Source organism: Pedococcus sp. KACC 23699 (assembly GCF_045348425.1).
GTDB lineage: Bacteria > Actinomycetota > Actinomycetes > Actinomycetales > Dermatophilaceae > Pedococcus.
The window spans coordinates 1,948,620-1,970,219 of the sequence record NZ_CP157483.1 but is presented as its reverse complement, the minus strand read 5'-3'; the positions used below and the strand labels follow the sequence as shown (position 1 = coordinate 1,970,219).

Sequence of the window (21,600 nt, the reverse complement as noted above, 5' to 3'; positions counted from 1 at the left end):
TCACTCCTTCACTGCGCCGGACATGACGCCACTGATGAACTCGCGCTGGAAGAACAGGTAGAGGGCGACGACCGGCAACGAGACGATCAACGAGCCGGCTGCCATCAGGTTGACCTGCAGCACGTGCCGCCCCTGGAAGGCGCCGAGCGCCACGGTCGCGGTCTGCTTGGCGGGGTCCCCGAGGAAGATCAACGAGAGGAAGAAGTCGTTCCAGGTCCACATGAACGACAGCAGGACGAGCGTGAGCACCGCCGGCCGCGCCATGGGGATGAGGATCCGCCACAGGGTGCTCCATGAGCTGGCGCCGTCGATCTCGGCCGAGTCCATGATCGATTTCGGGAGTGCCCTGAACGTCGCGCGCATCCAGTAGGTCCCGAAGGGAACACCCATCCCCAGCTGGATGATGACGAGCCCGAGCCAGGAGTTGGTCAGTCCCACCTTCTCGAACTCGTAGTAGAGCGGGATGACGATGACCTCGGTCGACACCATCATCCCCAGCAGGATGACGGGGAAGAGGAACCGCTCGCCGACCACGCCCAGCACACCGAACGCATACCCGGACAGGATGGCGAGGACGGTCTGGCCGGCCACGGCCGAGACGGCGATGACCAACGAGGCGTACATGGAATGGGCGAGGTTGCCGTCGCGCCACGCGGCGCCGAAGTTGCCCCACGCGAGGTGGGAGAAGTCGAGGGCGCCCGAGGTGTTGGGGCTCAAGGACGTCATGAAGAACCATGCGACGGGGAAGAGCACCCCCAGCGTGAGCGCGATGACGATGACGTAGTTGGTGACTCGTTCCGACCTGGAGATCATCGGTCCTTGTTCTCCATGGTCCGCGTGATGGCGACGGCGATGCCGAGGCAGAGGACGGCCAGGACGATGCCGGTGGCCGAGGCCATCCCCACATCGGGGTTGACGAAGGCCAGCTGGTAGAGGAGCAGGGCCGGCGTGGTGGTGGCCGTGCCGGGTCCACCCTGCGTCGTGATGTAGACCATGTCGAAGCTGCGCAGCGCACCGGTGATCGTCAGCGTGAGCGCGATGGCCATCTGTCCACGCAGGCTCGGGAGCGTGATCAGGCGAAACTCCTGCCACCGGTTCGCGCCGTCCAACCGCGCGGCCTCGAACAGCTCGTCGGGGATCGCGAGGATGCCCGCGAGGAACAGCACCATGGTGAAGCCGAACCCACCCCAGACCCCGATCATGCCCAGGGACGGGAGGGCCCAGGTGAAGTCACCGAGCCAGTTGCGGGTGAGATGCTCCAGGCCCACAGCGCGGAGCATCGCGTTCAGGGGACCGTCGGGCGCGTAGATGCGCTTCCAGATGATCGCCACGACGACGCTGGTGAGGACCTGCGGGAGGAAGAGGAACCAGCGGTAGAGGCCCTCCCCACGGATCTTGGCCCTGCTGAGCAGCGAGGCGCAGACCAGTCCGAGGCCCAGCGGCACCAGACCGAACATGATGATCAGCACCACGACGTGGCCGAAGGCAGCCACCATGCGGGGGTCGCGGCCGAGCTGCAGGTAGTTGTGCAGACCCACCCACGTCGGCTCGCTGACGCCGTCCCACTTGTAGAGGGAGTAGTTCACGGTCTGCACCAACGGCACCAGGACGATCAAGCCGTACAGGATCAGTGCCGGCGAGAGGTAGAGGAGTCCGACCCAGCGCCGCCGCCGGGCCCGCTTGGACATGGTCTGCGTCCTGGCCCGCCCGACCCCCTGAACGGTCAGGCGTTGGGAGACCTGGAGGGTCACCTTCCGGCCTGGAACTTGTCGTAGTCGGCCTGTACCGCCTTGACCACGTCGTCCGGCGTGCTCCTGCTGGCCAGCAGCATCTGCACCTGGCCGCCCAGGGTGTCGAGCATCGTCGGAGTGGACCAGTCGAAGTAGGGGACGTAGCCGTTGTCCTTGTCGAGGGAACGCTGGCCGGCGATCTCCGTGGCGAACTCGGGCTTGTCGGTCGGCGCCTTGACGTCGTGGAGCAGGGGCAGGAGGCCGTTGTCGACCACGTACTGCGCCGTCTGCGGGCCGGCGAGGAAGTCCAGGAACGACGCGGCGATGTCCGGGTGGGCGGACTTCGACCCGATCGCCACAGCGGTCGACGCGCCGGTGCCGACGATCTTGCCGCCGGAGGCCTGGGGCAGCTGGAGGTAGCCGTAGTCCTTCTCCTGGGCGCCCTTGAAGGCCAGGGTGCCCGTGTACTCGAACCGGAAGGCGGACTTGCCCTTGAGGAACGCATCGACGGCGTCGGCGTACTGGATGCCGGGGTGGTTGGGGGTGAACCAGCCCTTGTCCTGGTAGGACTTCTGGCGCTGCGCCGCTTCCATGAGCCCGATCTCTGCGGCCTTGACCGACCCGGTCGAGTAGACGAAGTCGTTGATCTTGTTCTGGTCACCGAACAGGTCCTGGAGGGCCAGGATGACCGCGGTCGACGAGCCCTTGTCCTGCGACCCGTACCCGATGGGCACGACGCCGGCGGCCTTGGCCTTGGCGCACGCGTCCTCGAAGGAGGCGAGGTCGGTCGGCACGGCTGCACCGATCCGGTCGAGGACCGCCTTGTTGTAGTAGAGGCCGATCAGGGACGAGCTCGCCACGGGAGCGGCGAACAGTGACCCACCGCCCATGGTCTTGCCGTCCGGGGTGAACTGGGTCTGCCGGAGGATGGTGCTGGGGAAGCGATCCCAGCCGAAGGCCTGCGAGTAGCCGTCGAGGTTGAGGACGAGCCCGGCCTTGGCCAGGGTCCCCAGTGACTGCCAGCCGTTGTTGACGGTGATGATGTCCGGCGGGTTCTTCTCCTTCAGCCGCAGGTTCGCGGTCTGGGTCAGCTGCCCCCAGTCGACGGTGGTGCGCTTGATGGTGACGTTCGGGTACTTCTGCTGGTACGCCTTGACCGCGTTGGAGACCCACTGGGCTGCGTCCCCGGACCACCAGTCCAGCATGGTGAGGGTCACGGTGCCCGCCTTGGCGACGTCGATGGACGCGGCGGGCTTGGCCGGGGCGTTGCTCGCCTTGCTTCCCTGCGGCGCGCAGCCGGCGACGGTGAACAGCCCGAGGGCTGCTGCCGACTTCAACACTGTCCGTCTGGTGACCATCGTGACTCCTTTGTCCGTTCAGTTCCGTCGGCCACCCTACGGAGTTAAAACCAGTTATGCCAGTAGTAACCAGTAGAAATCTTTGGCCAAATGATTGACATGTTTTTCGTTGTGGATCAAGGTGATTCACGCCCGACGGTCGTGACACAACTGGTATAGTCGCGTGGCATGACAGTCGGCCAGCCATCCGTGACGCGGGTGAAGGAGCACATCCGCAACGGGATCGTGGGCGGGCGCTACGCCAGCGGGAGCAAGCTGCCCAGCGAACGGCAGTTCGCGGAGGAGATCGGCCTCAGCCGCATGACCGTGCGGGCCGGCTTCCAGGCAGCCTGCGACGACGGCCTGATCCGCCCCTCACCCCAACGTGGTTGGTACGTGCGCGATCTCGTGCTCCAGGAGCCTCCAAGTCGGCTGCAGTCCTTCACCGAGATGGCACACCAGCTGGGGTTTCGTCCGACCTCCACGGTCGTGCACCAACGCGAGCGAGCCGCCACCCTCGACGAGGCGCACCGCCTTCATCTCGCACCGACCGCTCCGGTGGTCGCGATCCGCCGGGTCAGGTCCATGGACGACCGCCCGGTGACCGTCGAGGATCTCGTCATCCCGGTGGCGGTGGCTCCGTGGCTTCCGTCCACGGACCTGACCGATGCCTCGCTCTACGACCTGCTCGCGCAGCATGGAGTCGAGCTCTCGTACTCCCGCTACACCGTCCAGGCGCAGAACGCGAACAGCACCCTGGCCCCACTGTTGAATCTCCCCATCGGCGGCGCGATCCTCGTCGCGACCGAGGTGGCTGTCGGTCGAGACACCGCTCCCCTGCTCTTCGGCCGGAACCACTACCGGGGCGACGCCTACCAGTTCACGGCCGACCTCACTCGCTAGGAGCCGGCAACGACCGCGGGGCTGCAGGACGTCACTTGCCGACGAGCACGCTGACCGACGTGTTGTCGGGGCAGTCGGGGATCTGCCGTATCGCCCAGCGGCCGCGCAGCTCGTTGCCGGCGAAGTTGGACTCGGCGTCCCGGGCCTCGACCTCACCCTCGGACGGGGTCCACCCGCGGGTCGAGTAGGCACCCTGCATGTCCGCCAGGGTCTGCTTGAAGGGCTTCGGCGACACGGCGGTCAGGATGACCCTTCCGCCGCTGCGGGCCTCCGTGCCGGTGACCACGTAACCGCTGGGCGGCGTGGCCTGGGCGGGGAAGGAGGCCGGCACGTCCACGGCGGTCGCGTCCTTGGCGCAGACCAGTGGCGCCGTGGTCCCATCGCTGGGGGACGTGGACGCCATCGCCTTCTCCATCTCGTCGCCCCCGCACCCGGAGAGGGCGACCAGGGCCGCGATGGCCACGGTCCCGCCCGCCACGCCACGGGCCCACGGGGCGTGACGGAGACGCGGGCTCACCGCGTGACCTGGATCTGCCGTCGGTTGTCGGCCTCGTTCGACTCCTTCACGTGCCCGTCGGGGTCGGCCACGACCACGACGGTGTGGGTCCCCTTGCCCAGACGGACACCGGGGAACTTCACGACGCTCGACGAACCGGCGGGCAGGGCGAGTGGGGCCGACGTGGCGACGTTCACCCCGTCGACGAGCAGGCGGGTCGCCACCCCGGAGGCCGGAGCGTTGCCCGTGTTCGCCACCGTCGCCGTCGCGGCGTAGAGGCCTCCGGTCTTGGCCATCGACAGGGCGGTCGGGGTGAGGTTGGGCTGCGCGTCGAAGGCGGCATACAAGGTGTTCCCCGACTGCTGACGCGCGACGGTGGCGTAGGCGTCGAAGTTCTGCGCGCCGCCGCCCTGGGCGCAGGCGCCGGTGCAGCCGTCGGCGTAACCCACCTCGACCCGACCCGTGCGGTCGACGGTCGCATCCATGAAGTCGAGCAGGTTGCGGTCGTTGCCGCACGTGGTGCCGCCGGTGCAGATGGACCCGCGCTGCACCGGGTCGGTCGGGGTGGTGTCGACTGTGACCCAGCTCTTGCCGCCGTCGTAGGTGGTCGAGACGTAGAGGTGCCACTCGCCCTTGAAGGTGGCGGCATCCTGGTAGTTGCCAGGAGTGGTCGTGCCGATGAAGGCGAACGAGGCGCGGTCGTCGTCACCCGCCACCACGGCCGGGAAGACGGTGTTGTGGATGCCGAGGGCCGCTCCGACGTTCTGGTCGTCGGTCCACGTCTTGCCCTTGTCCCGGCTGACCGCGACACGAGGCGTGCCGTCGGCGGCCTGGTAGCCCATGTAGACCGTGCCCTTGGCACCGATGCCCACGCTGGGGTCGGAGTCACCCGCCGTGCTGGCCGGGTCCTTGCGGACCGACCACGTGGTGCCACCGTCCTCAGAGACGGCGACCGCCTGGTTGCCGCCGCACGACTTGTTCGGCACGTAGACGGTGCCGTCGTTCGGCGCGACCTTGACGTGGCCGTGCAGACCACCGCAGTCGAGCAGGGAGTACATGGGGACGGCCGGGCCGAAGGTCACACCGCCGTCGTGGCTCGACGCGCAGTTCGCGTCGGCGATGTCCTGGCTGCAGTAGTAGACGGCATTGGCGTAGCTCGAGGTGGGAAGCGCTCCGATCCCGTTGGGCGAGTGGCGACCCCCGCCCACGGTCTGGTGGTCGACACCTGAGTTGAGGCCGCCACCCTGGCTCGGCGACCAGCTCGCGCCCTCGTCGTCGGAGTAGCACATGAGCGAGGTCTTGCCGGCGAGCTGGCTCTCGAAGACGCGTCCGGTCGTCGGGTCCGTGAACCCGATCGGGTCCAGCGACGTCGAGCCGCCGGTCGCACAGCCCTTGGCGGGTGTGGCCGACACGTCGGACCACGTGACCTTCGACGGGGTGACGCTGTCGTCCCAGGTCGCCTTGTAGGTGTCGTACAGCGCTTGGTAGAACGTCGAACCCGTCCGGTGGCTGCTGCCGATCGAGGGCTCACCGGCGTCGTGGGCGCGGGCGAAGGACTGCGGGGCACCGTACTGGCTGAAGGTGGGCGGGGTCGCCGTGCTCGGCGCGGGGTTCGCGGGCAGGTCCGTCAGCGTCGCGGTCCCGGTCACGGACTCCCCGAGGGGGGCGTATGGCACGACCCGCACCGTGTAGTCGCCGCTCGTCGGCGGCACGACGATGACCTCCGGGTCGGCGCTCGAGGCCGACGAGGCAACCACGGCACCAGTGCCGTCGAGCAGGTACACGTCGAAGTCCGCCGCGGCGTTGGCCCAGCCGACCTTGACCGTCAGCTGGTGGGTGTCGCCGTACCCGGTCGGGGTCGCCACGTGCAGGGCGAAGTCGTCGCAGAGCTGTGGTTGGCACGTCACGGCACCGGTGGCCCCCGTGACGTTCGGTGCCGCGAACGGCCCTGCCGTCCACGAGGTCGTCGTGCTCGTGCCCGACACCGTGCCCGAGCCAGGGGTGGCCGCAAGCGCTGGAGCCGCGACTCCCAGGGTCCCGACGACGCAGGCCGCCAGGAGCCCGACGAGACCGCGTCGGTGGGTTCGGTCGAATGCAGGTGACACCATGGTTGGAGCTCCTCGTCCGGGAGTGGCGTGACCCCTGAGGACCCGCCTGGGGCAGGTGGTCACAGGAGGGGGCTCCGGTGCTCACCTGCACCGCTCAACGAGGCGGCCCTCCCCCGGGCTACGCGTGGGAGGGTCAAGAGATGGTCAAGACGGACCATCTCGCGTGGCCGTTCCCCGGGAGCTCGCTCGGCGACGACTAAGGCCTCGGCGACGACGAAGACCTCTCGACCCGGCGTGGTCGAGAGGCCTTCGCACGTCAGGCACCCATGCGGCGCCGACGGTCAGTCGGCGACGTAGAACATCCGCTTGTTGACGAACTCGTCCATGCCGAGCGGGCCGAGCTCGCGACCGAAGCCGCTGCGCTTCACGCCGCCGAACGGCACCTCGGCACCCTCACCCGCGGGGGTGTTGACGTTGGACATGCCGACCTCGAGCCGCTCGGCGATCTTGCGTGCGCGCTCGGGGTCCTTGCTGAACACCGCACCGCCGAGGCCGTACTGCGTGTCGTTGGCCAGCTCGAGGGCCTCCTCGTCGCCGGTCACCTTGTAGACCACGGCAACCGGGCCGAAGAGCTCCTCGCGGTAGGCGCGCATCTCCTTGGTGATGCCGGTCAGGACGGCCGGCGAGTAGTAGGCCGCGGGACCGTCGCCGAGGACACCACCGGCGTGCAGGGTCGCACCCTTGTCGACGGCGTCCTTGACCTGCTCGGCCAGGGTCTCGGCGGCCTTGCGCGACGAGAGCGGGGCGAACGTGCCCTCTTCCTCGGCGGCCGGGTCGCCGGGGCGCAGGTCCTTGGCCTGCTCTACCAGTCGGGCCACGAAGTCGTCGAAGACGTCGTCCATGACGATCATCCGCTTGTTGGAGTTGCAAGCCTGGCCGGTGTTGGAGATGCGGGTCTCCCACGCGGTGTCGGCCGCGGCCTTGGCGTCGTCGGTGTCGAGGATGACGTAGGGGTCGGAACCACCGAGCTCGAGCACGCACTTCTTGAGGTTCTTGCCGGCGATCGAGGCGACGACCGCACCGGCGCGCTCCGAACCGGTCAGCGAGACCCCCGCGATCCGCGGGTCGGCGATGATCGTCTCGATCTGTTCGTGCGTCGCGAACACGTTGACGTAGGCGCCCTCCGGCAGCCCGGCGTCCTTCATGATCTGCTCGACGGCCAGCGCCGATCCCGGCACCGACTCGGCGTGCTTGAGGATGATCGTGTTGCCCAGCATGAGGTTCGGGGCCGCGAAACGGGCGATCTGGTAGAAGGGGTAGTTCCACGGCATGATCCCCAGCAGCGCGCCGATCGGCAGCTTCTGCACGACGGCCTTGCCGCCGGAGAAGGTCTTGATGGGCTGGTCGGCCGCAAGGGTCGGGCCCTCGTTCGCGAAGTAGTCGAAGATCTCTCCGCAGAACTCCGCCTCACCCACGGCCTCGCTCAGCGGCTTGCCCATCTCACGGGTGGCGATGGCGCCCAGCTCGTCCTTGCGCTCGACGAACAGCTCGGCGATGCGGTGGACCACCTTGGCCCGCTCCTCGATCGGCACGTCCTTCCACGACGTGTATGCCGCGTGGGCAGCTGCCATCGCCGCCTCGACCTGCTCGTCGGTCGCCGGGTCGAACGTCTTCTCCACCTCACCCGTGGCCGGGTTGGTGATCGCGTAGGTGGGGGAGGTCTGGGTGTCGCTCATCGCACATCTCCTGTTGCTCGGGACTCTCCTGTCGAAACTATCCCGTCCACCCCCACCCTGCCGAGAGGGGCGACCCGTTCTGGCATGCTCCCGTGCGTGAGCGAGCTGTCGTCGTGGGCTGCGGATGCGGTCGGCCACGTCGAGCGCTCGGCGCGGGGAGGTCCGATCGACGCCGACCTCCGGGTCACCCTCAACTTCCACCCGGACCGCAGCGTGCGCGGCACACCGATCCTGCGAGCGATGGCGCAGGACGGCACCTACCGCTCCCAGTTCGAGACCGGGACCAGCAACGGTGGGCTGACTGCCCACCCCGGCGGCAACCGGTGGGTGTGGGAGCAGCGCATCTTCGGTGGTGCGTATGACGCCGCGCCCGACAGCGAGCGCCCCAAGTACGGCGCGTTGAACCACCGCCGCCGCCCGGTCGGCGGGGCACCGCGCTTCGGGTCGTCGCACCTGCGACTGACGCGGGATGCCTTGGCGCGCACGACGTTCTGCTACCCGGACTCGGTGTTCGAGCCCGATCTGTTCGCCACGGCGCATCGGTTCGACCTGGCGACGCCGGCCGACCAGGACCTCGCGACCGGTGCCACAGACGACCTGGACAGCTACGTCGAGGCGCACGTCCACGGCGTCGTGGACCTCGCCCGGGACGTCGAGGCCCTGGTGTTGGACCCTTCCTACTGCGCCACCGAGGTGGAGTCAGCGGCGCGGGAGCTCCCGTGCACCGTGGAGTGGCACGACGGGTTCCGACTGAACCTCGACACGGTCCGGGCGCACCCCGACTACCGCGGTGCGCACGTCGTCGATCTCGCCGAGGTCGTGGCCGTCGGAGGGTGGCTGACCCCAGAGGTCATCGGCCACGCGGCAGCCACCGACCAGCACGACCGGCAGACCCTCAAACAGGTCTGGCACCACCTGGCGAGGTTCGCAGCCCCCGATCTGGCCGGCTCAGTCGAGGGCTGACTCGACGAGAATCGGGCGCTCGAGGTCGCTGTTGTCGATGACGAGGTCGGCGCGCTCCCACGGCGAGCGCTGCGCGAAGTAGGTGCGCTGGGCCTCGACGTAGCGCCGCAGGTCCGGGTGGGTCGGGTCGGCCGGCGAACCGTCACGCACGGCCATGCGGGCGGCCGACACCTCGAACGGCACCTCGACGAAGATCGTGAAGTCGAAGGCGTCCTCGAGCTCGACCCGGTGCAGGAACAAGCCGTCGACCACCGCCACGGCGCCCGCCGGCGCCTCCAGGAGCGGAGGGTGCAGCACCTCGTCGGTCTCGACGTCGTGTCCGACCGCGCGGTAGCGCCGTGACCCACCCGGACCCAGCGGCAACAGCGCCTCGGCGAGCAGCCGGTCATGGTCGAACGAGTCGAGCCAGAACCCCTCCGGCGACCTCGGCCCACGGGCGTAGCGCTCGGCACGGACCCGGTGCCAGCCGTCGACGGACAGCTCCACGACCGGGCGCCCCAAGTCGCGAAGAGCTGCGGCGAGCTCGGCGGCGAAGACGGTCTTGCCCGCTCCGTCGACCCCGTCCACGCCGACCCGGACGCAGTCGTCGGCGGTCGGCTGTGGCACGAGGGAGGAGACCTTCGCGACCAGGGCCGCGCGGGCGCCATACCGCACCTCGGGGCTGACCCCGTCGGTCACGTGCATGCCGCTCAGAGTCCCGGGATGAGCCAGCCGAGCAGCGTGATGAACCCGATCACCGCACACACGACGAACAGGATGCCAACGCCCACGGCGATGATCACCGCCGCGTCGACACCACCCTCGCTGTCGCCCTCGGCCGCGTCGACAGCAGCCGCAGGCTGGTCGCGCTCGACCCTGCGGCGCAGGGCGTCGACCCGCTTGTTGCCCTCGTGGTCACGCACCGAACGGGGCAGGCTGTGCCACATCTGCACGAAGTTGTCGGAGTGCCGGTCGCGCCAGGCATCCACGGCGGCGTCGACGTCCGCGCCGCGGCGGTTCGTCCCGAACCAGGCGGCTCCGGCCGACGGCAGGTCGCGCATCGTCGCGTGCACCTCCCCGAGGAGACCGAGCGCCTCGGGGTCGTAAGCGTTGGCCACGTGGCTGGAGAGCCGGTCCCGCGCCTTCCACTCCTGGCCCGCATCGAGGTCGGCCCGCGCGCGGTCGACGGCGCTGTCGTGGCTGTCGGTCGGGGTCTGCTCGGTCACACGGCGAGTATGCCGCGTCTGGCGGGTCGTCCGTTTTGGTGGGTCATCCGTTCTGGCGGGTCGGCCGTTCCGGTGGGGTTGGCCACACAGGCTTGCATTCATTACCCGCCAGTAGCACCATGGAAGTTACCGGCCAGTACGGCCGGAGCCAACGACGTCTGAAACCTGCGGAGGTGCCCGCGATGGGCCACTACAAGAGCAACCTGCGAGACCTGGAGTTCAACCTCTTCGAGGTCTTCGGTCGTCAGGACGTCCTGGGCCACGGTCCGTACGCCGAGGTGGACGAGGACACCGCCCGCGAGATGCTCAAGGAGGTCTCGCGCCTGTCCGAGAACGAGCTCGCCGAGTCGTTCAGCGACGCCGACCGCAACCCGCCCGTCTACGACCCGAAGACGTACTCCGTGACCATGCCGGAGAGCTTCAAGAAGTCGTATGCCGCCTACACGGACTCCGGCTTCTGGGCCGTCGACGTCCCCGGCGAGCTCGACGGGACCGTCGTCCCGCCGTCGCTGAAGTGGGCCATGAACGAGATGGTCCTCGGCGCCAACCCCGCCATCGCGATGTTCGCCGCCTCCTACTCCTTCGCCAAGCTGCTGCACATCCTCGGCAACGACGAGCAGAAGAAGCTGGCCCGCTGGATCGTCGAGAAGGGCTGGCACTGCACGATGGTGCTCACCGAGCCCGACGCCGGCTCGGACGTGGGCGCCGGGCGTACCAAGGCCACCGACAACGGCGACGGCACCTGGAACATCACCGGCGTCAAGCGCTTCATCACCTCGGCCGAGTCCGACATGGTCGACAACGTCATCCACTTCGTGCTCGCCCGCCCCGAGGGTGCCGGCCCCGGCACCAAGGGCTTGAGCCTGTTCATCGTCCCCAAGTTCCACGTCGACCTCGAGACCGGTGAGCTCGGCGAGCGCAACGGCGCCTACGTCACCAACCTCGAGCACAAGATGGGCCTCAAGGTCTCCACGACGTGCGAGGTCACCTTCGGCGAGAAGGAGCCGGCCGTCGGCACCCTCACCGGCGACATCCACGACGGCATCGCCCAGATGTTCCGCGTCATCGAGCACGCCCGGATGATGGTCGGCACCAAGGCGATCTCCACGCTGTCGTCGGCCTACCTCAACGCCCTCGACTACGCCAAGCAGCGCGTCCAGGGCGCCGACCTCACCCAGCAGGCCGACAAGACCGCGCCGCGCGTGACGATCACGCACCACCCCGACGTCCGCCGTTCGCTGATGACGCAGAAGGCGTATGCCGAGGGCCTGCGGGCGCTGGTCGTCTACACCGCCAGCCAGCAGGACATCGTCGACCAGGCCTTCCTCGAGAGCGGTTCGGAGCAGATCGCCGAGGACAGCCCGGCCAAGATGGCCAACCGCGTCAACGACCTGCTGCTGCCCATCGTCAAGGGCGTCGGGTCCGAGCGGGCGTGGGTGCTGCTCGGCACCGAGTCCCTGCAGACGCTCGGCGGTTCGGGCTTCCTGCAGGACTACCCGATCGAGCAGTACATCCGCGACGCCAAGATCGACACCCTCTACGAGGGCACGACGGCGATCCAGGGTCTCGACTTCTTCTTCCGCAAGATCATCAAGGACAAGGCACAGGCGCTGTCCCACCTCGCGGTGCAGATCCAGGAGTTCGCCAAGGCGGGCGAGGGCGGTCAGTTCCTGACCACCGAGCGCGAGCTGCTCGGCAAGGGCCTCGAGGACGTCCAGGGAATCCTCGGGTTCATGGTCGGCGAGCTGATGAAGTCCGACCCGCGCCAGGACGGCGGCGACGTCACCAACCTCTACAAGGTCGGCCAGAACACCTCGCGCCTGCTCCTCGCCGCCGGCGACCTCGTCATCGGCTGGCTGCTGCTGCGCCAGGCCGAGGTCGCCCACAAGGCGCTGGAGTCCGGCTCCGCGTCGGCCAGGGACCAGGACTTCTACCAGGGCAAGATCGCTGCGGCCTCGTTCTACGCCCGCACGATCCTGCCGAAGATCGCAGCCGAGCGTGCGATCGCCGAGGCCACCGACAACGCCCTCATGGACGTGCCCGAGTCCGCGTTCTGACGCGGGCCCACACCCACCAGGGCGCAGGGGTATGACGAGGGGCTGGCTTCCCCCTGCGGAAGCCAGCCCCTCGGCACCATTGCTGGTGGAGGTGTTCGCGCGCTCGTCAGGCGGAGCCAACCGGTTTGGCCGAGACTTCGCCCGCGCCATGGCGAGGCCCCTCCTCGGCGGTGCCATTCAGGCCTACCGCGAAGACCGCATCCTCGGCGTGCGGGGTGAGCCGCAGGACGTGCTGGTAGCCGAAGAAGGTCGGTCGCATCCGGGTGAGCCTGGCATCGACCCGCCGCACGGAGTCGAGCAGACGCGAGGACTGCTCCGAGCCGATGGCACCCAGGGGGAGGCCCGTGACGGACTCCTCCAGGATGTCGAAGCCGGCAGCCCGCACCGTGCGACGGAGCGTCGCCCGAGTGAAGAAGCGCACGTGGGTGTTGTCCAGGATGCCGCGGCGGTCGTAGCCGAAGGTGCCGGTGGCGACCCGAACCCGGGGATACCAGTGCCCGAAGTTGGGCACCGACAGGAGCAGCTGACCCCCCGGGCGCAGGACTGCGTGGACGGCCCTGAGCACCTCGGCAGGTTTGGTCAGGTGCTCGATGACGTCTCCTGCGACGACGACGTCGTAACCGCCACCGACCTCCGGGGGCAGGCCCTTCTCGAGGTCCGCCACGTAGAACTCGTCGGTGCGCTGCCGCACGCCCGGGATCTCCATGTAGTCGACACCCGTGACGTGGTGCCCCGTCGCCCTGGCCCGCTCGGCGAACAGCCCACCGGAGCAGCCGAGGTCCAGGATCCGTGAGGGCGGCAGCGCGTCGAGCATGGCCAGCATCACCGCGTGCGAGGACCCGTCGCCCTCCTTGAAGTCGTACTCGTCCGGGGTGGGCACCCACTCCTGTGTGCCGAAGCCCTTCGTCGCCAGCTTGAACTCGACCACGTCGCGGACGACGTCACGGGCGTACTGCAAGCCGTTGACGTAGCAGATCTCGTCGCCGTAGTAGGTCGGGATCGGCACCTCCACGATCACCCCGCCGACGTGCACGACCTGCGCGATGATCTGGGTGTCGAAGTCGAACCCGTCGCTGTTCGCCTCGAACGGGATCCGCTTGAGCAGGTCCGTCGAGTACGCGCGGTAGCCGGAGTGGAACTCAGTCAGCCGGGTGCCGAGGACGCCGTTCTCGAAGGTGGTGAGGAGGCGGTTGCCGACGCGCTTGTAGAACGGCATCCCGCCTGCGCGGGCCGCACCGGGCAGCATCATCCGCGAGCCGAAGACCGCATCGGCGGAGCCGGACTCGAGCGGCTCGAGCATGTCGCCCAGCCGCTCCGGTGCGTATTGACCGTCACCGTGCAGCATGACGACAACATCCAGGCCGTGCTCGATCGCGATGCGGTAGGCGGCCTTCTGGTTACCGCCGTACCCGAGGTTCTTGGTATGCCGGACCACCGTGGTCTTCACGGCGTCGGCGCGCAGGCCCCACTCGCGGGCCAGGACGAACGTGTCGTCATGGCTCGCGTCGTCGGAGATGATGATCTCCGAGAGCTGGGACAGGGTCTCCTGCGGGATCCGGTCGAGCGTGTCGACGAGCGTCGAGGCGGCGTTGTAGGCGACCACGACGACTCCTACGCGCAGCTCCTGCCGTGACTCATCCATCCGGTCCTCCAGGACTCAGGCCTGACCCGATGATTCACTCCCGGTGACGCAGGGTCAATCTCCCGTGGCCCGGGCGGGGCGGGGCGGGGCTGTCTCACCGGCCGTCTCGCCTATGGTTTCGCGCATGGAGCCAGACTCGGGGACACCGGCCACACCACGCGAACGGACCCGCGCGGGGCGCATCCTCGACCGCCTCCTGGACACCGACCCGGTCGTCCGTGCCATGGTCCTGGCCCTTCCCGTGATCAAGCTCGTCGGCGTCGTGTCGGCCACGCCGTCCATCTACCCGGACACCAAGACGTACCGCCACCAAGGCCACTGGTTCGACCTCTCCCTGAGCAGCATGAACGGTCGATCGGTCCGCCCCGTCGGGGCGACCTTCTGGCTGGCGATGTGGCCGAATGACGGAGCCATCATGGTGGCCCAGGTCCTCTTGGCCGCGGTGGCGTGGGGCGCACTGGCCCTGGTCGTGTCCCACGGTATCCGGCGCCCCGGCGTGCGGCGCCTGTTCGTCGCGCTGCTGGTCCTCATCCCCTGCACGGCCCAGATCGCCAACTGGGAGACCGTGATCCTCGGCGATTCCATCGCCATGACCACGGGGGTCCTCGCCCTCGCCAGCCTGATCTGGCTGACGCGGGAGCCCAGCTGGGGCCGGGCCCTGCTGTTCCTGCCACTGGCCCTCTGGTACACGATGACCCGCCCCAACCTCTTCGTCGTCCTGTTGGCGTGGGCCGCGGGGCTCGCCCTGGTCGCACTGCTCAGCAAGAAGGTTGTCCTCCTGGGGACCGTGGCGGGCCTCCTCGTGCTGTTCTCGGGCTACAGCTACGTCTACAACATGAACTCGGACAGCACGTGGACGCAGAAGAACGGCTACTCCCGCTCGACTGTCGGGATGGCCTACCCCATGGGCACGTACGACCCCGTCGCCACCAAGGTGCTCGCCGACCTGCGCACGTCCGACGCTCCGAAGTGCATGATCCCGGCCACCCCCGCAACGGTCACGGACAGGGGCACGACCAGCTGGGTCGCTACGACCGTCAAGACCTGTCCCGGGATGAACGAGTGGGCAACCGAGCACTGGCAGAGCTGGTGGATCCACTGGTTGCTCACCCACCCCGGCAGCACGGTGCAGGTCATCAAGTCCCAATTGCCACACTCACTCGTGCCATCCGTCTGGGGTGATGTCACCGCGGCCACGCCACCACCCCTGGCCGGCCTGTTCTTCGGTACCCCTGCCCTCCCCCAAGACGCATTCGGCACACACACCTATCGCTCCCAGCCGCTCATCCTGTGGGCCGCCGCGGCGGTGATCCTCGCCGTGGCGGCGACCAGACGGCGTCTGTGGCGCCGGAGCCCGTGGGGGGTCGACGTGATCCTGGTCGCCACTGTAGGAGGTGGACTCGCCACCGCGATCTCCAGCGGGTTGCTGATCCAGACAGTGCCGCACGAGGTGGCCCAAGAGAGTCTCGGTGCGACGGTCGTCATCACTGCGGCCCTTGTCGCGGAGGTGGGACTTGCCTGGGACCGCCTCTCCAGCCACACCCGTGACGACGTCGTCGGTCAGCACGAGCCCGTCGAATCGCCCTAGCTGTCGGTGCTCCCGCTGAGGCCGCAGCTCCCCAGGTCCGTCGCTGGCCTGCCTTCTCATGGGGCGTCCGCCCCCGGCACGTCCGAAGGGCTGGCGTCCCCCTGCGGACACCAGCCCTTCGACGCCCCTGCGACAGCGCCCCTGGCACCCCCGTGCACGGCGGGACCCTGCCTCTGTATGCGGTTCGGCGCCCTCGCGGGTTCGGATTGGTCCGCCGCCAGATCATGATCTGCCCTACGGACGCCGAAGGGCGGGCCGCCGTGTGGCAGCCCGCCCTCTGCGCTCAGCTGCGCGGTGTCAGATCCCGCGCTCGCGCTCGCGGTCGACGTCGACCTCGTCGACACGGGTGCCGGTTGCGGGGTCGACGTGGCTGACCCGGCGCGCGGAGTAGCCGCCACCCGTCGTCGCACGGCGCGTGACGAGCAACGACAACAAGATGGCGAGGACGCCGGCGCCCATGCAGATCCAGCCAATCATGTGGAGGTCGAGCCCCGACACGGACGCGTTGAGGGCGAACGCCAGGACGGCTCCGACGACGATGAGGAAGATGCCGAGTCCGATGTACATGCTCACTCCTGGAGGGTCGCGGGTGCAGGCTGACCCGAGTGGGCACGACTGTAGACCCGCCACCCCTGACCTGCATGAATGGCGCGCTGGAACAGCCGAGAGCGCAACCCGTCCGAGGAGCTGGCGCCTCCTGTCGGCCACGGAGCGCTCACTGGCAGAGATCGACGCTTCACCCCCGGCGGTTCGCCCAGCAGGCGGCCAAGGCTGCGAAGGCCGGAGCCGGCACCCGCCGAGAGGCCGAGGCCGCCGCGTGGAATGCCTTCCGTGGAGCGGATGGCCATTGGGCGCATCGCTACGGGACGGCGTTCGTGGAACTGCTGGAGCACCTGCCGACCGACTCCTTGTCCGGCAACGCGGCTGCCCGGCAGTGCTGGGCGGTCCATCGGCCGTACGCCTGGTCCGAGCTCCACCACGAGGACCCGTGGTCACAGGGTGGGCGGACAGATCTCGCCAAGGCGGTTCCGCTGTGCGGACACCACCACCGAAGAGCCCACGACCCGCGCTACTCGCACCACGTCGTCACCAAGGCCAAGGGGAGGAAGCACGTCACCTTCGCCCTGCGAACATGAGGCCCGGGTCGCCTCAAGGCGGAGCTGCGGAGGGTGGACCCCACCACAGGGGTCAGGCGCGCCGCAGGGATCAGACGCCTCGAAGATCGAGGGTGAGCTCGGCGGGGGCGTCGGCGTCGAGGACGACGGGGATGCCCCAGTCCTGTTGGTAGAGATGGCATGCAGCGTGTTCAGGCACCTCACCGGTGACCGGGTCGCCGTCACAGGAGGCTGCCTGTACCGAGATGTGCAGGACACCGTCACCCACCGCGGGGTCGAGGTCGAGCACCCGGGTCAGGCCCTGGGCGCTGCCGGCACCGGAGCGGAGCAGGTGCTCGGGGGTCGCCGAGACCATGAGTCGCGTCGGGTCGCCCCAACGGTGGTCGAGCTTCTGGCCGGTCGGCGGGGTGAAGGTGACCTCGAGCCGCACGTCGCCCGGCGCGATGCTGGTGCGGGGACGCTGCGTCTGCCGGGCCAGGCCGTCGACCCGGGTTGCCTTGTCCGGCAGCGGCACCCGCACGAGCTGGTGGGCCGCCGACTCGACGACCAGCAGCCGCGTCGTCGCACCACCCGTGGAGTCGCCGTCGGAGGTCTCGACGACCGCGTCGGAGGGTTCGCGCAGTCCGCTGGCCAGGGTGCTGACCTCGGTGGTCACCGGGTCGAACCGGCGGATCGCGCCGTTGTACGTGTCGCTGATCGCGACCGAGCCGTCCGGGAGGACGGTGACCCCGAGCGGGTGCTGGAGCAGGGCCTGGTCCGCTGCGCCGTCCCGGTGGCCGAAGTCGAACAGCCCCTGCCCGATGTGGGTGGTCACGACGAACCCCTCGTCGGTGACATCGAGCGAACGCAGCGCGGAGGTCTCGGAGTCGGCGACCCAGAGCCGGCTGCCGTCGGCGGAGACCGCGAGACCGGACGGCTGGGCGAACCACGCCTCGTCGGCCGCGCCGTCGCGCAGCCCCTCGGCCGACGTGCCACCGAGGATGGCGACGGTGTTGTCGGCCGGGTCGGTGGCCAGGTGCAGGGCCCAGAGCTGGTGGACGCCGGCCATGGCGATGACGACCCGGTCGATGAACCAGGCGAGGTCCCACGGGGTCGAGAGGGCCTGCTTGAGGGCAGGGCCGCTGCCGGATCGTTCGCGCAGCTGCTCGCCGGTCCCCGCAAGGAGGGTCCATGCGCCGTCGGACAGCCGCAGGCCGAGGATCCGGTGGTTCACGGAGTCCGCGACCACGACGTCGTACCCGACTCGCCGGGCCGTCGCCTCGGGGAGGACGAGGACGCCCTGCGGCTCGGCGAGGCCGCCAACGCCGTCACTCGTCGCCCCGAACCGCCGTCGCTCGGTCACGAGGTCCGGTTCGAGCCAGACGATCTCGTGGTGCGTGGTGTCGGACACGACGAACGAGCCGTCGGGCAGGGTGGCGACCTTGCCCGGGAACCGCAGCGCGGTCTCGGCAGGTTCCGGCGCGGCATACGGGGAGTCGCCGTGGCGCAGCGTGCCCTTGGCGCCGTGCTCGGCGATGAGCTCCTCGATGAGGACGGACAGGCCGTGGGCGTGGCCCTCCCCCGACATCGAGGCGACGATGTAGCCCTCGGGGTCGATGACGACGAGCGTCGGCCAGGCGCGGGCGGTGTAGGCCTCCCACGTCACGAGGTCGGGGTCGTCGAGGACGGGGTGGTGCACGGCGTATCGCTCGACGGCGGCGACCAGCGCGTCAGGGTCGGCCTCGTGCTCGAACTTCGGCGAGTGGACGCCGATCAGGACCAGGGAGTCGGCGTACTTCTCCTCGAGCGGGCGCAGCTCGTCGAGGACGTGCAGGCAGTTGACGCAGCAGAACGTCCAGAAGTCGAGGACGACGATGCGACCCCGCAGGTCGGCCAGCGACAGCTCGACACCACCGGTGTTCAGCCAGCCGCGGCCTGCGAGCTCGGGAGCGCGCAGCCGCGTGGCAGCTCGGGTCACAGCCGCCGGTCCTGCAGCACGGGGAACTGCTCACGCCAGGTCGTCACGGCATCCATGTCGACCTCAACACTGAGCACCTGCTCGCTAGTCCCGGCCATCGCGAGCGCCTCGCCGCTGGCGGAGATGACCTGCGAGTGGCCGCCCATCTCGGTGCCGGCGTGGGTGCCGGCGGTGTTGCAGGCGATGACGACGCACTGGTCCTCGATGGCGCGGGCGTGGGCGAGCAGGGTCCAGTGCCGCACGCGTGCGGCCGGCCACGCCGCGGGCACGACGAACGCCGTGGCGCCGGCGTCGAGCTGGAGGCGATAGAGCTCGGGGAACCGCAGGTCGTAGCAGGTGGACAGCCCCGCGCGTCCTACGCCGCCGGGGAGGTCGACGAGCACGATGTCCTCGCCGGCATCCATGAGCCTGGGCTCACCGGCGCCGAAGCCGAACCGGTGGATCTTGCGGTAGGTCGCGACGAGACTGCCGTCCGCGGCGTAGACGAGGGAGGTGTTCCAGAGCCCTCGGCCCTCGGGACCGGTCTCGCCGTCACGGGGACGTTCGACGATCGAGCCGGCGTGCAGCACCACCCCGGCGTCACGGGCCGCCCGGGCCATGGCCGTGCCGATCGGGCCGTCGACGGGCTGGGCGCGGTCGTCCCACTCCCGGTAGGCGAAGCCCCCGGGGGCCCACAGCTCGGGGAGCACCACGAGGTCGTGGCCGCGCTGCTCGCGGACCAGCGCGGCCACCCGGTCGACCCGCTCGTCCATGGGTTCGGCGTCACCGTAGGCGACCTGCAGCACCGCAACCTTCATCGTTGCTCCCCTCGTTCTCCTCGCTCGCGCAGCGCCTGCAGGTGCGCGTTGTACGCGGCGAGCTCGGCGTCGCCGTCGCGGTCGGCCTGCCGGTCCTTGCGCCGGGTCTCGATGCGGTCGGAGCGGACCCAGGCGATGGCGACCATGAGGGTCAGGGCCAGCGTGGGCGCCTCACCGATCCCCCAGGCGATCGCTCCGGCCTTCTTCTGGTCGCCGAGGACGTCGGTCATCCACGGCAGCTTGACGACCTCGAAGAAGTCGGGCGCGAGGATCGTCGTGCTGCCGGTCATGACGACGCCGAAGAAGGCGTGGAAGCTCATCGTCGCGAAGAGGATGACGAGCAGCATCAGCGGCGACCACTTCTTCGGGCCGGGGTCGATCCCCACGAGCACCCAGACGAACAGGTACCCGCTGAGCAGGAAGTGGAACATCATCAGCATGTGGCCGGTGTGCGTGCGCAGGGCCAGCTCGAAGACGGGCGAGAAGTAGAAGATCGCCAGGCTGAAGAAGAACAGGGCCGCCGCCACCACGGGGTTGGCGATCGCCCGGAAGAGTCGCGAGTGCACGACCTGCAGGAGGACCTCGCGGGGACCCCACGTCTTGTCCGGGCGGGACGGCAGCGCGCGCAGGGCCAGCAGGATCGGCGCAGCCGGGACGAGCAGCAGCGGCACGAGCATCGCGACGACCATGTGCATGACCATGTGCATCGAGAAGAGCACCCGGCCGTAGACGCCGGGGGCGCCGCACACGGCATACAGCAGGACCACCCAGCCGAGCACCCACACGATGGAACGGTGGACGGGCCAGGCGTCGCCACGGCGGCGCAGCCGCACCACCCCCGTGAGGTAGAGGCCGACGGCGACGAGGGCGACGGCGACCCAGAACCAGTCGGTGGTCCACGTCGTGATCCAGCTGCTGCCCGTGAGCGGCGGCGGCTCGGGGTACCCGGTGAGGTTGTACGCCGGGGTCGAGTCCACCACGGCCTCGGAGACCGGCGGCGCGCTGCGGGCCATGGCGACGGCGGTGCCCATGGCGATGCCCATGACGACGAGCTCGGCCAGGACGAGGTGGGCGAAGGAGGTGCCGGGCGTGGGGCTGTGCAGCCGGATCAGGAGGCTGCGGCGGTGCAGGTAACCAGCCACCCCGAGCAGGACCAGGGCGACGGTCTTGACGATGACCAGCGCGCCGTAGCTCGTGGCGAGGTCGGACCAGGTGCCCACCCGGAGGAAGGCGCTCTGGACGCCGGACACCGCGACGGCCGCGAAGCACCAGCCTGCGAGCGTGGAGAAGCGCTGGGCGGTCGCGGCCAGGTCGGCGCCGGCCAGGAGCGGGCGGAGGATCGCGAGCGCGAGCAGGCCGCCGACCCAGATGGTCACGGCGACGACGTGCACGGCGAGCGCGTTGACGGCGGTGCCGTGGTCGGCCGCCCCTGCGGCGTGACCGGCGAGGGCGAGGGGCAACAGGGCGACGACGGACACGGCGCAGAGCCACGCCATGGCCGTCCTGGTCGTGGCGAGGAGGGCCCCCACGCAGACCACGGCGGCCAGGCCGCTGGTGATGAGCACCTCCCTGATCGGCAGGAGCTGCCATGCGAACGTCATGAACTGCTGGGCGAAGCCCGGGTCGGACAGGGGTATGCCGATCAGGACGGCCATGCTGAACAGGGCGCCGACCGCTCCCGCCAGCGCCCATACCCCGGCCGCGACGCCCGCCAGTCGGGTCGCCGTGACACGGCGGTGCGTCCGGGTGGTCTCCGGGACGAGGAAGGCAGCGAGCACGAGCAGGCCCACGGTGGCCGCCGCGGCGACATCGTGCAGCACGCGGGCGTAGAGGACGCCCCAGCGCACGACCGCTCCCGGGTCGCCCACGACGGGGGCCGCCGCCGCCTGTCCGACCGCGGCCGCCAGCGGCAGGGCGAGCAGGACCCCCACGAGCAGGGCGGCGCCAGGCAGCCGAGCCGGGGCGGCCGCCTGCGGTCTCACGGACACCGCGGCAGGTGAGGTCATGCCCCCAGCCTAAGTAGGGT

Annotated in this window: 18 protein-coding genes; 5 read left to right on the top strand and 13 right to left on the bottom strand. The window is 69.5% G+C overall.

The window, feature by feature from the left end:
• From ABEG17_RS09210 to ABEG17_RS09200, 3 genes are read right to left on the bottom strand one after another with little or no spacing between them, the layout of a single operon-like run.
• A complete protein-coding gene (locus ABEG17_RS09210; protein WP_406832989.1) occupies positions 1-813 on the bottom strand; it encodes a carbohydrate ABC transporter permease in 813 nt (270 codons plus the stop codon).
• Positions 810-1,688 carry a carbohydrate ABC transporter permease gene (locus tag ABEG17_RS09205; protein WP_406832988.1) on the bottom strand — a complete coding sequence of 293 codons (879 nt, stop codon included), beginning with the start codon at positions 1,686-1,688 and terminating at the stop codon, positions 810-812. Before ABEG17_RS09205 ends, ABEG17_RS09210 begins: the two co-directional genes overlap by 4 nt.
• A 59-nt stretch (positions 1,689-1,747) precedes the next feature.
• A complete protein-coding gene (locus tag ABEG17_RS09200; protein WP_406832987.1) occupies positions 1,748-3,088 on the bottom strand; it encodes an ABC transporter substrate-binding protein in 1,341 nt (446 codons plus the stop codon).
• A gap of 168 nt (positions 3,089-3,256) precedes the next feature.
• Between ABEG17_RS09200 and ABEG17_RS09195 the strand changes: the two genes are divergently transcribed.
• Positions 3,257-3,970: a GntR family transcriptional regulator gene (locus ABEG17_RS09195; protein ID WP_406832986.1), complete on the top strand. Its 714-nt coding sequence runs from the start codon at positions 3,257-3,259 to the stop codon at positions 3,968-3,970.
• Positions 3,971-4,001: 31 nt separating this feature from the next.
• Here the strand turns inward: ABEG17_RS09195 and ABEG17_RS09190 are convergent, their stop codons facing one another.
• The 3 genes from ABEG17_RS09190 to ABEG17_RS09180 form a co-directional block, all read right to left on the bottom strand.
• On the bottom strand, positions 4,002-4,487 hold the full coding sequence (locus ABEG17_RS09190; RefSeq protein WP_406832985.1) for a hypothetical protein: 486 nt from the start codon (positions 4,485-4,487) through the stop codon (positions 4,002-4,004).
• Positions 4,484-6,574 carry a CARDB domain-containing protein gene (locus ABEG17_RS09185; protein ID WP_406832984.1) on the bottom strand — a complete coding sequence of 697 codons (2,091 nt, stop codon included), beginning with the start codon at positions 6,572-6,574 and terminating at the stop codon, positions 4,484-4,486. Before ABEG17_RS09185 ends, ABEG17_RS09190 begins: the two co-directional genes overlap by 4 nt.
• A gap of 281 nt (positions 6,575-6,855) precedes the next feature.
• Positions 6,856-8,250, bottom strand: a complete 1,395-nt coding sequence (locus ABEG17_RS09180; protein ID WP_406832983.1) for an NAD-dependent succinate-semialdehyde dehydrogenase — start codon at positions 8,248-8,250, stop codon at positions 6,856-6,858.
• A gap of 96 nt (positions 8,251-8,346) precedes the next feature.
• On the opposite strand from ABEG17_RS09180, the gene ABEG17_RS09175 reads away from it, so the two are divergent.
• A complete protein-coding gene (locus tag ABEG17_RS09175) occupies positions 8,347-9,213 on the top strand; it encodes a DUF3626 domain-containing protein (RefSeq protein ID WP_406832982.1) in 867 nt (288 codons plus the stop codon).
• On the opposite strand, the gene ABEG17_RS09170 is transcribed toward ABEG17_RS09175, so the two are convergent.
• On the bottom strand, positions 9,199-9,897 hold the full coding sequence (locus tag ABEG17_RS09170; RefSeq protein WP_406832981.1) for a uridine kinase: 699 nt from the start codon (positions 9,895-9,897) through the stop codon (positions 9,199-9,201). The two genes, ABEG17_RS09175 and ABEG17_RS09170, sit on opposite strands and share 15 nt — an antisense overlap.
• A 5-nt stretch (positions 9,898-9,902) precedes the next feature.
• Complete coding sequence (locus ABEG17_RS09165; RefSeq protein WP_406832980.1) at positions 9,903-10,418, bottom strand: DUF6584 family protein; 516 nt, start codon at positions 10,416-10,418, stop codon at positions 9,903-9,905.
• A gap of 182 nt (positions 10,419-10,600) precedes the next feature.
• Between ABEG17_RS09165 and ABEG17_RS09160 the strand changes: the two genes are divergently transcribed.
• The gene (locus tag ABEG17_RS09160) at positions 10,601-12,475 is read left to right on the top strand and encodes an acyl-CoA dehydrogenase (RefSeq protein ID WP_406832979.1); all 1,875 of its coding nucleotides are present in this window, start codon (positions 10,601-10,603) and stop codon (positions 12,473-12,475) included.
• Positions 12,476-12,581: 106 nt separating this feature from the next.
• On the opposite strand, the gene ABEG17_RS09155 is transcribed toward ABEG17_RS09160, so the two are convergent.
• Positions 12,582-14,117: a methyltransferase domain-containing protein gene (locus tag ABEG17_RS09155; RefSeq protein WP_406832978.1), complete on the bottom strand. Its 1,536-nt coding sequence runs from the start codon at positions 14,115-14,117 to the stop codon at positions 12,582-12,584.
• A 124-nt stretch (positions 14,118-14,241) separates the two neighbouring features.
• On the opposite strand from ABEG17_RS09155, the gene ABEG17_RS09150 reads away from it, so the two are divergent.
• Complete coding sequence (locus ABEG17_RS09150) at positions 14,242-15,705, top strand: hypothetical protein (protein WP_406832977.1); 1,464 nt, start codon at positions 14,242-14,244, stop codon at positions 15,703-15,705.
• A gap of 297 nt (positions 15,706-16,002) precedes the next feature.
• Here ABEG17_RS09150 and ABEG17_RS09145 read toward each other — a convergent pair whose 3' ends face one another.
• Positions 16,003-16,272 (bottom strand): DUF6458 family protein, encoded by a 270-nt coding sequence (locus tag ABEG17_RS09145; RefSeq protein WP_406833168.1) that lies wholly within the window; start codon positions 16,270-16,272, stop codon positions 16,003-16,005.
• A gap of 308 nt (positions 16,273-16,580) precedes the next feature.
• Here ABEG17_RS09145 and ABEG17_RS09140 point away from each other — a divergent pair, with 308 nt between their 5' ends.
• Positions 16,581-16,841, top strand: coding sequence for an HNH endonuclease signature motif containing protein (locus ABEG17_RS09140; RefSeq protein WP_406832976.1), 261 nt, complete (start codon positions 16,581-16,583; stop codon positions 16,839-16,841).
• 70 nt (positions 16,842-16,911) lie between these two features.
• Here ABEG17_RS09140 and ABEG17_RS09135 read toward each other — a convergent pair whose 3' ends face one another.
• Genes ABEG17_RS09135 through ABEG17_RS09125 form a run of 3 tightly spaced genes read right to left on the bottom strand, consistent with a single transcriptional unit; the run spans position 16,912 to position 21,580 of the window.
• Positions 16,912-18,777 carry an NHL domain-containing thioredoxin family protein gene (locus tag ABEG17_RS09135; protein WP_406832975.1) on the bottom strand — a complete coding sequence of 622 codons (1,866 nt, stop codon included), beginning with the start codon at positions 18,775-18,777 and terminating at the stop codon, positions 16,912-16,914.
• Complete coding sequence (locus ABEG17_RS09130) at positions 18,774-19,574, bottom strand: carbon-nitrogen family hydrolase (RefSeq protein WP_406832974.1); 801 nt, start codon at positions 19,572-19,574, stop codon at positions 18,774-18,776. The genes ABEG17_RS09135 and ABEG17_RS09130 overlap by 4 nt, the downstream gene beginning before the upstream one ends.
• The gene (locus ABEG17_RS09125; RefSeq protein ID WP_406832973.1) at positions 19,571-21,580 is read right to left on the bottom strand and encodes a cytochrome c oxidase assembly protein; all 2,010 of its coding nucleotides are present in this window, start codon (positions 21,578-21,580) and stop codon (positions 19,571-19,573) included. Before ABEG17_RS09125 ends, ABEG17_RS09130 begins: the two co-directional genes overlap by 4 nt.
• Positions 21,581-21,600: the final 20 nt, after the last annotated feature.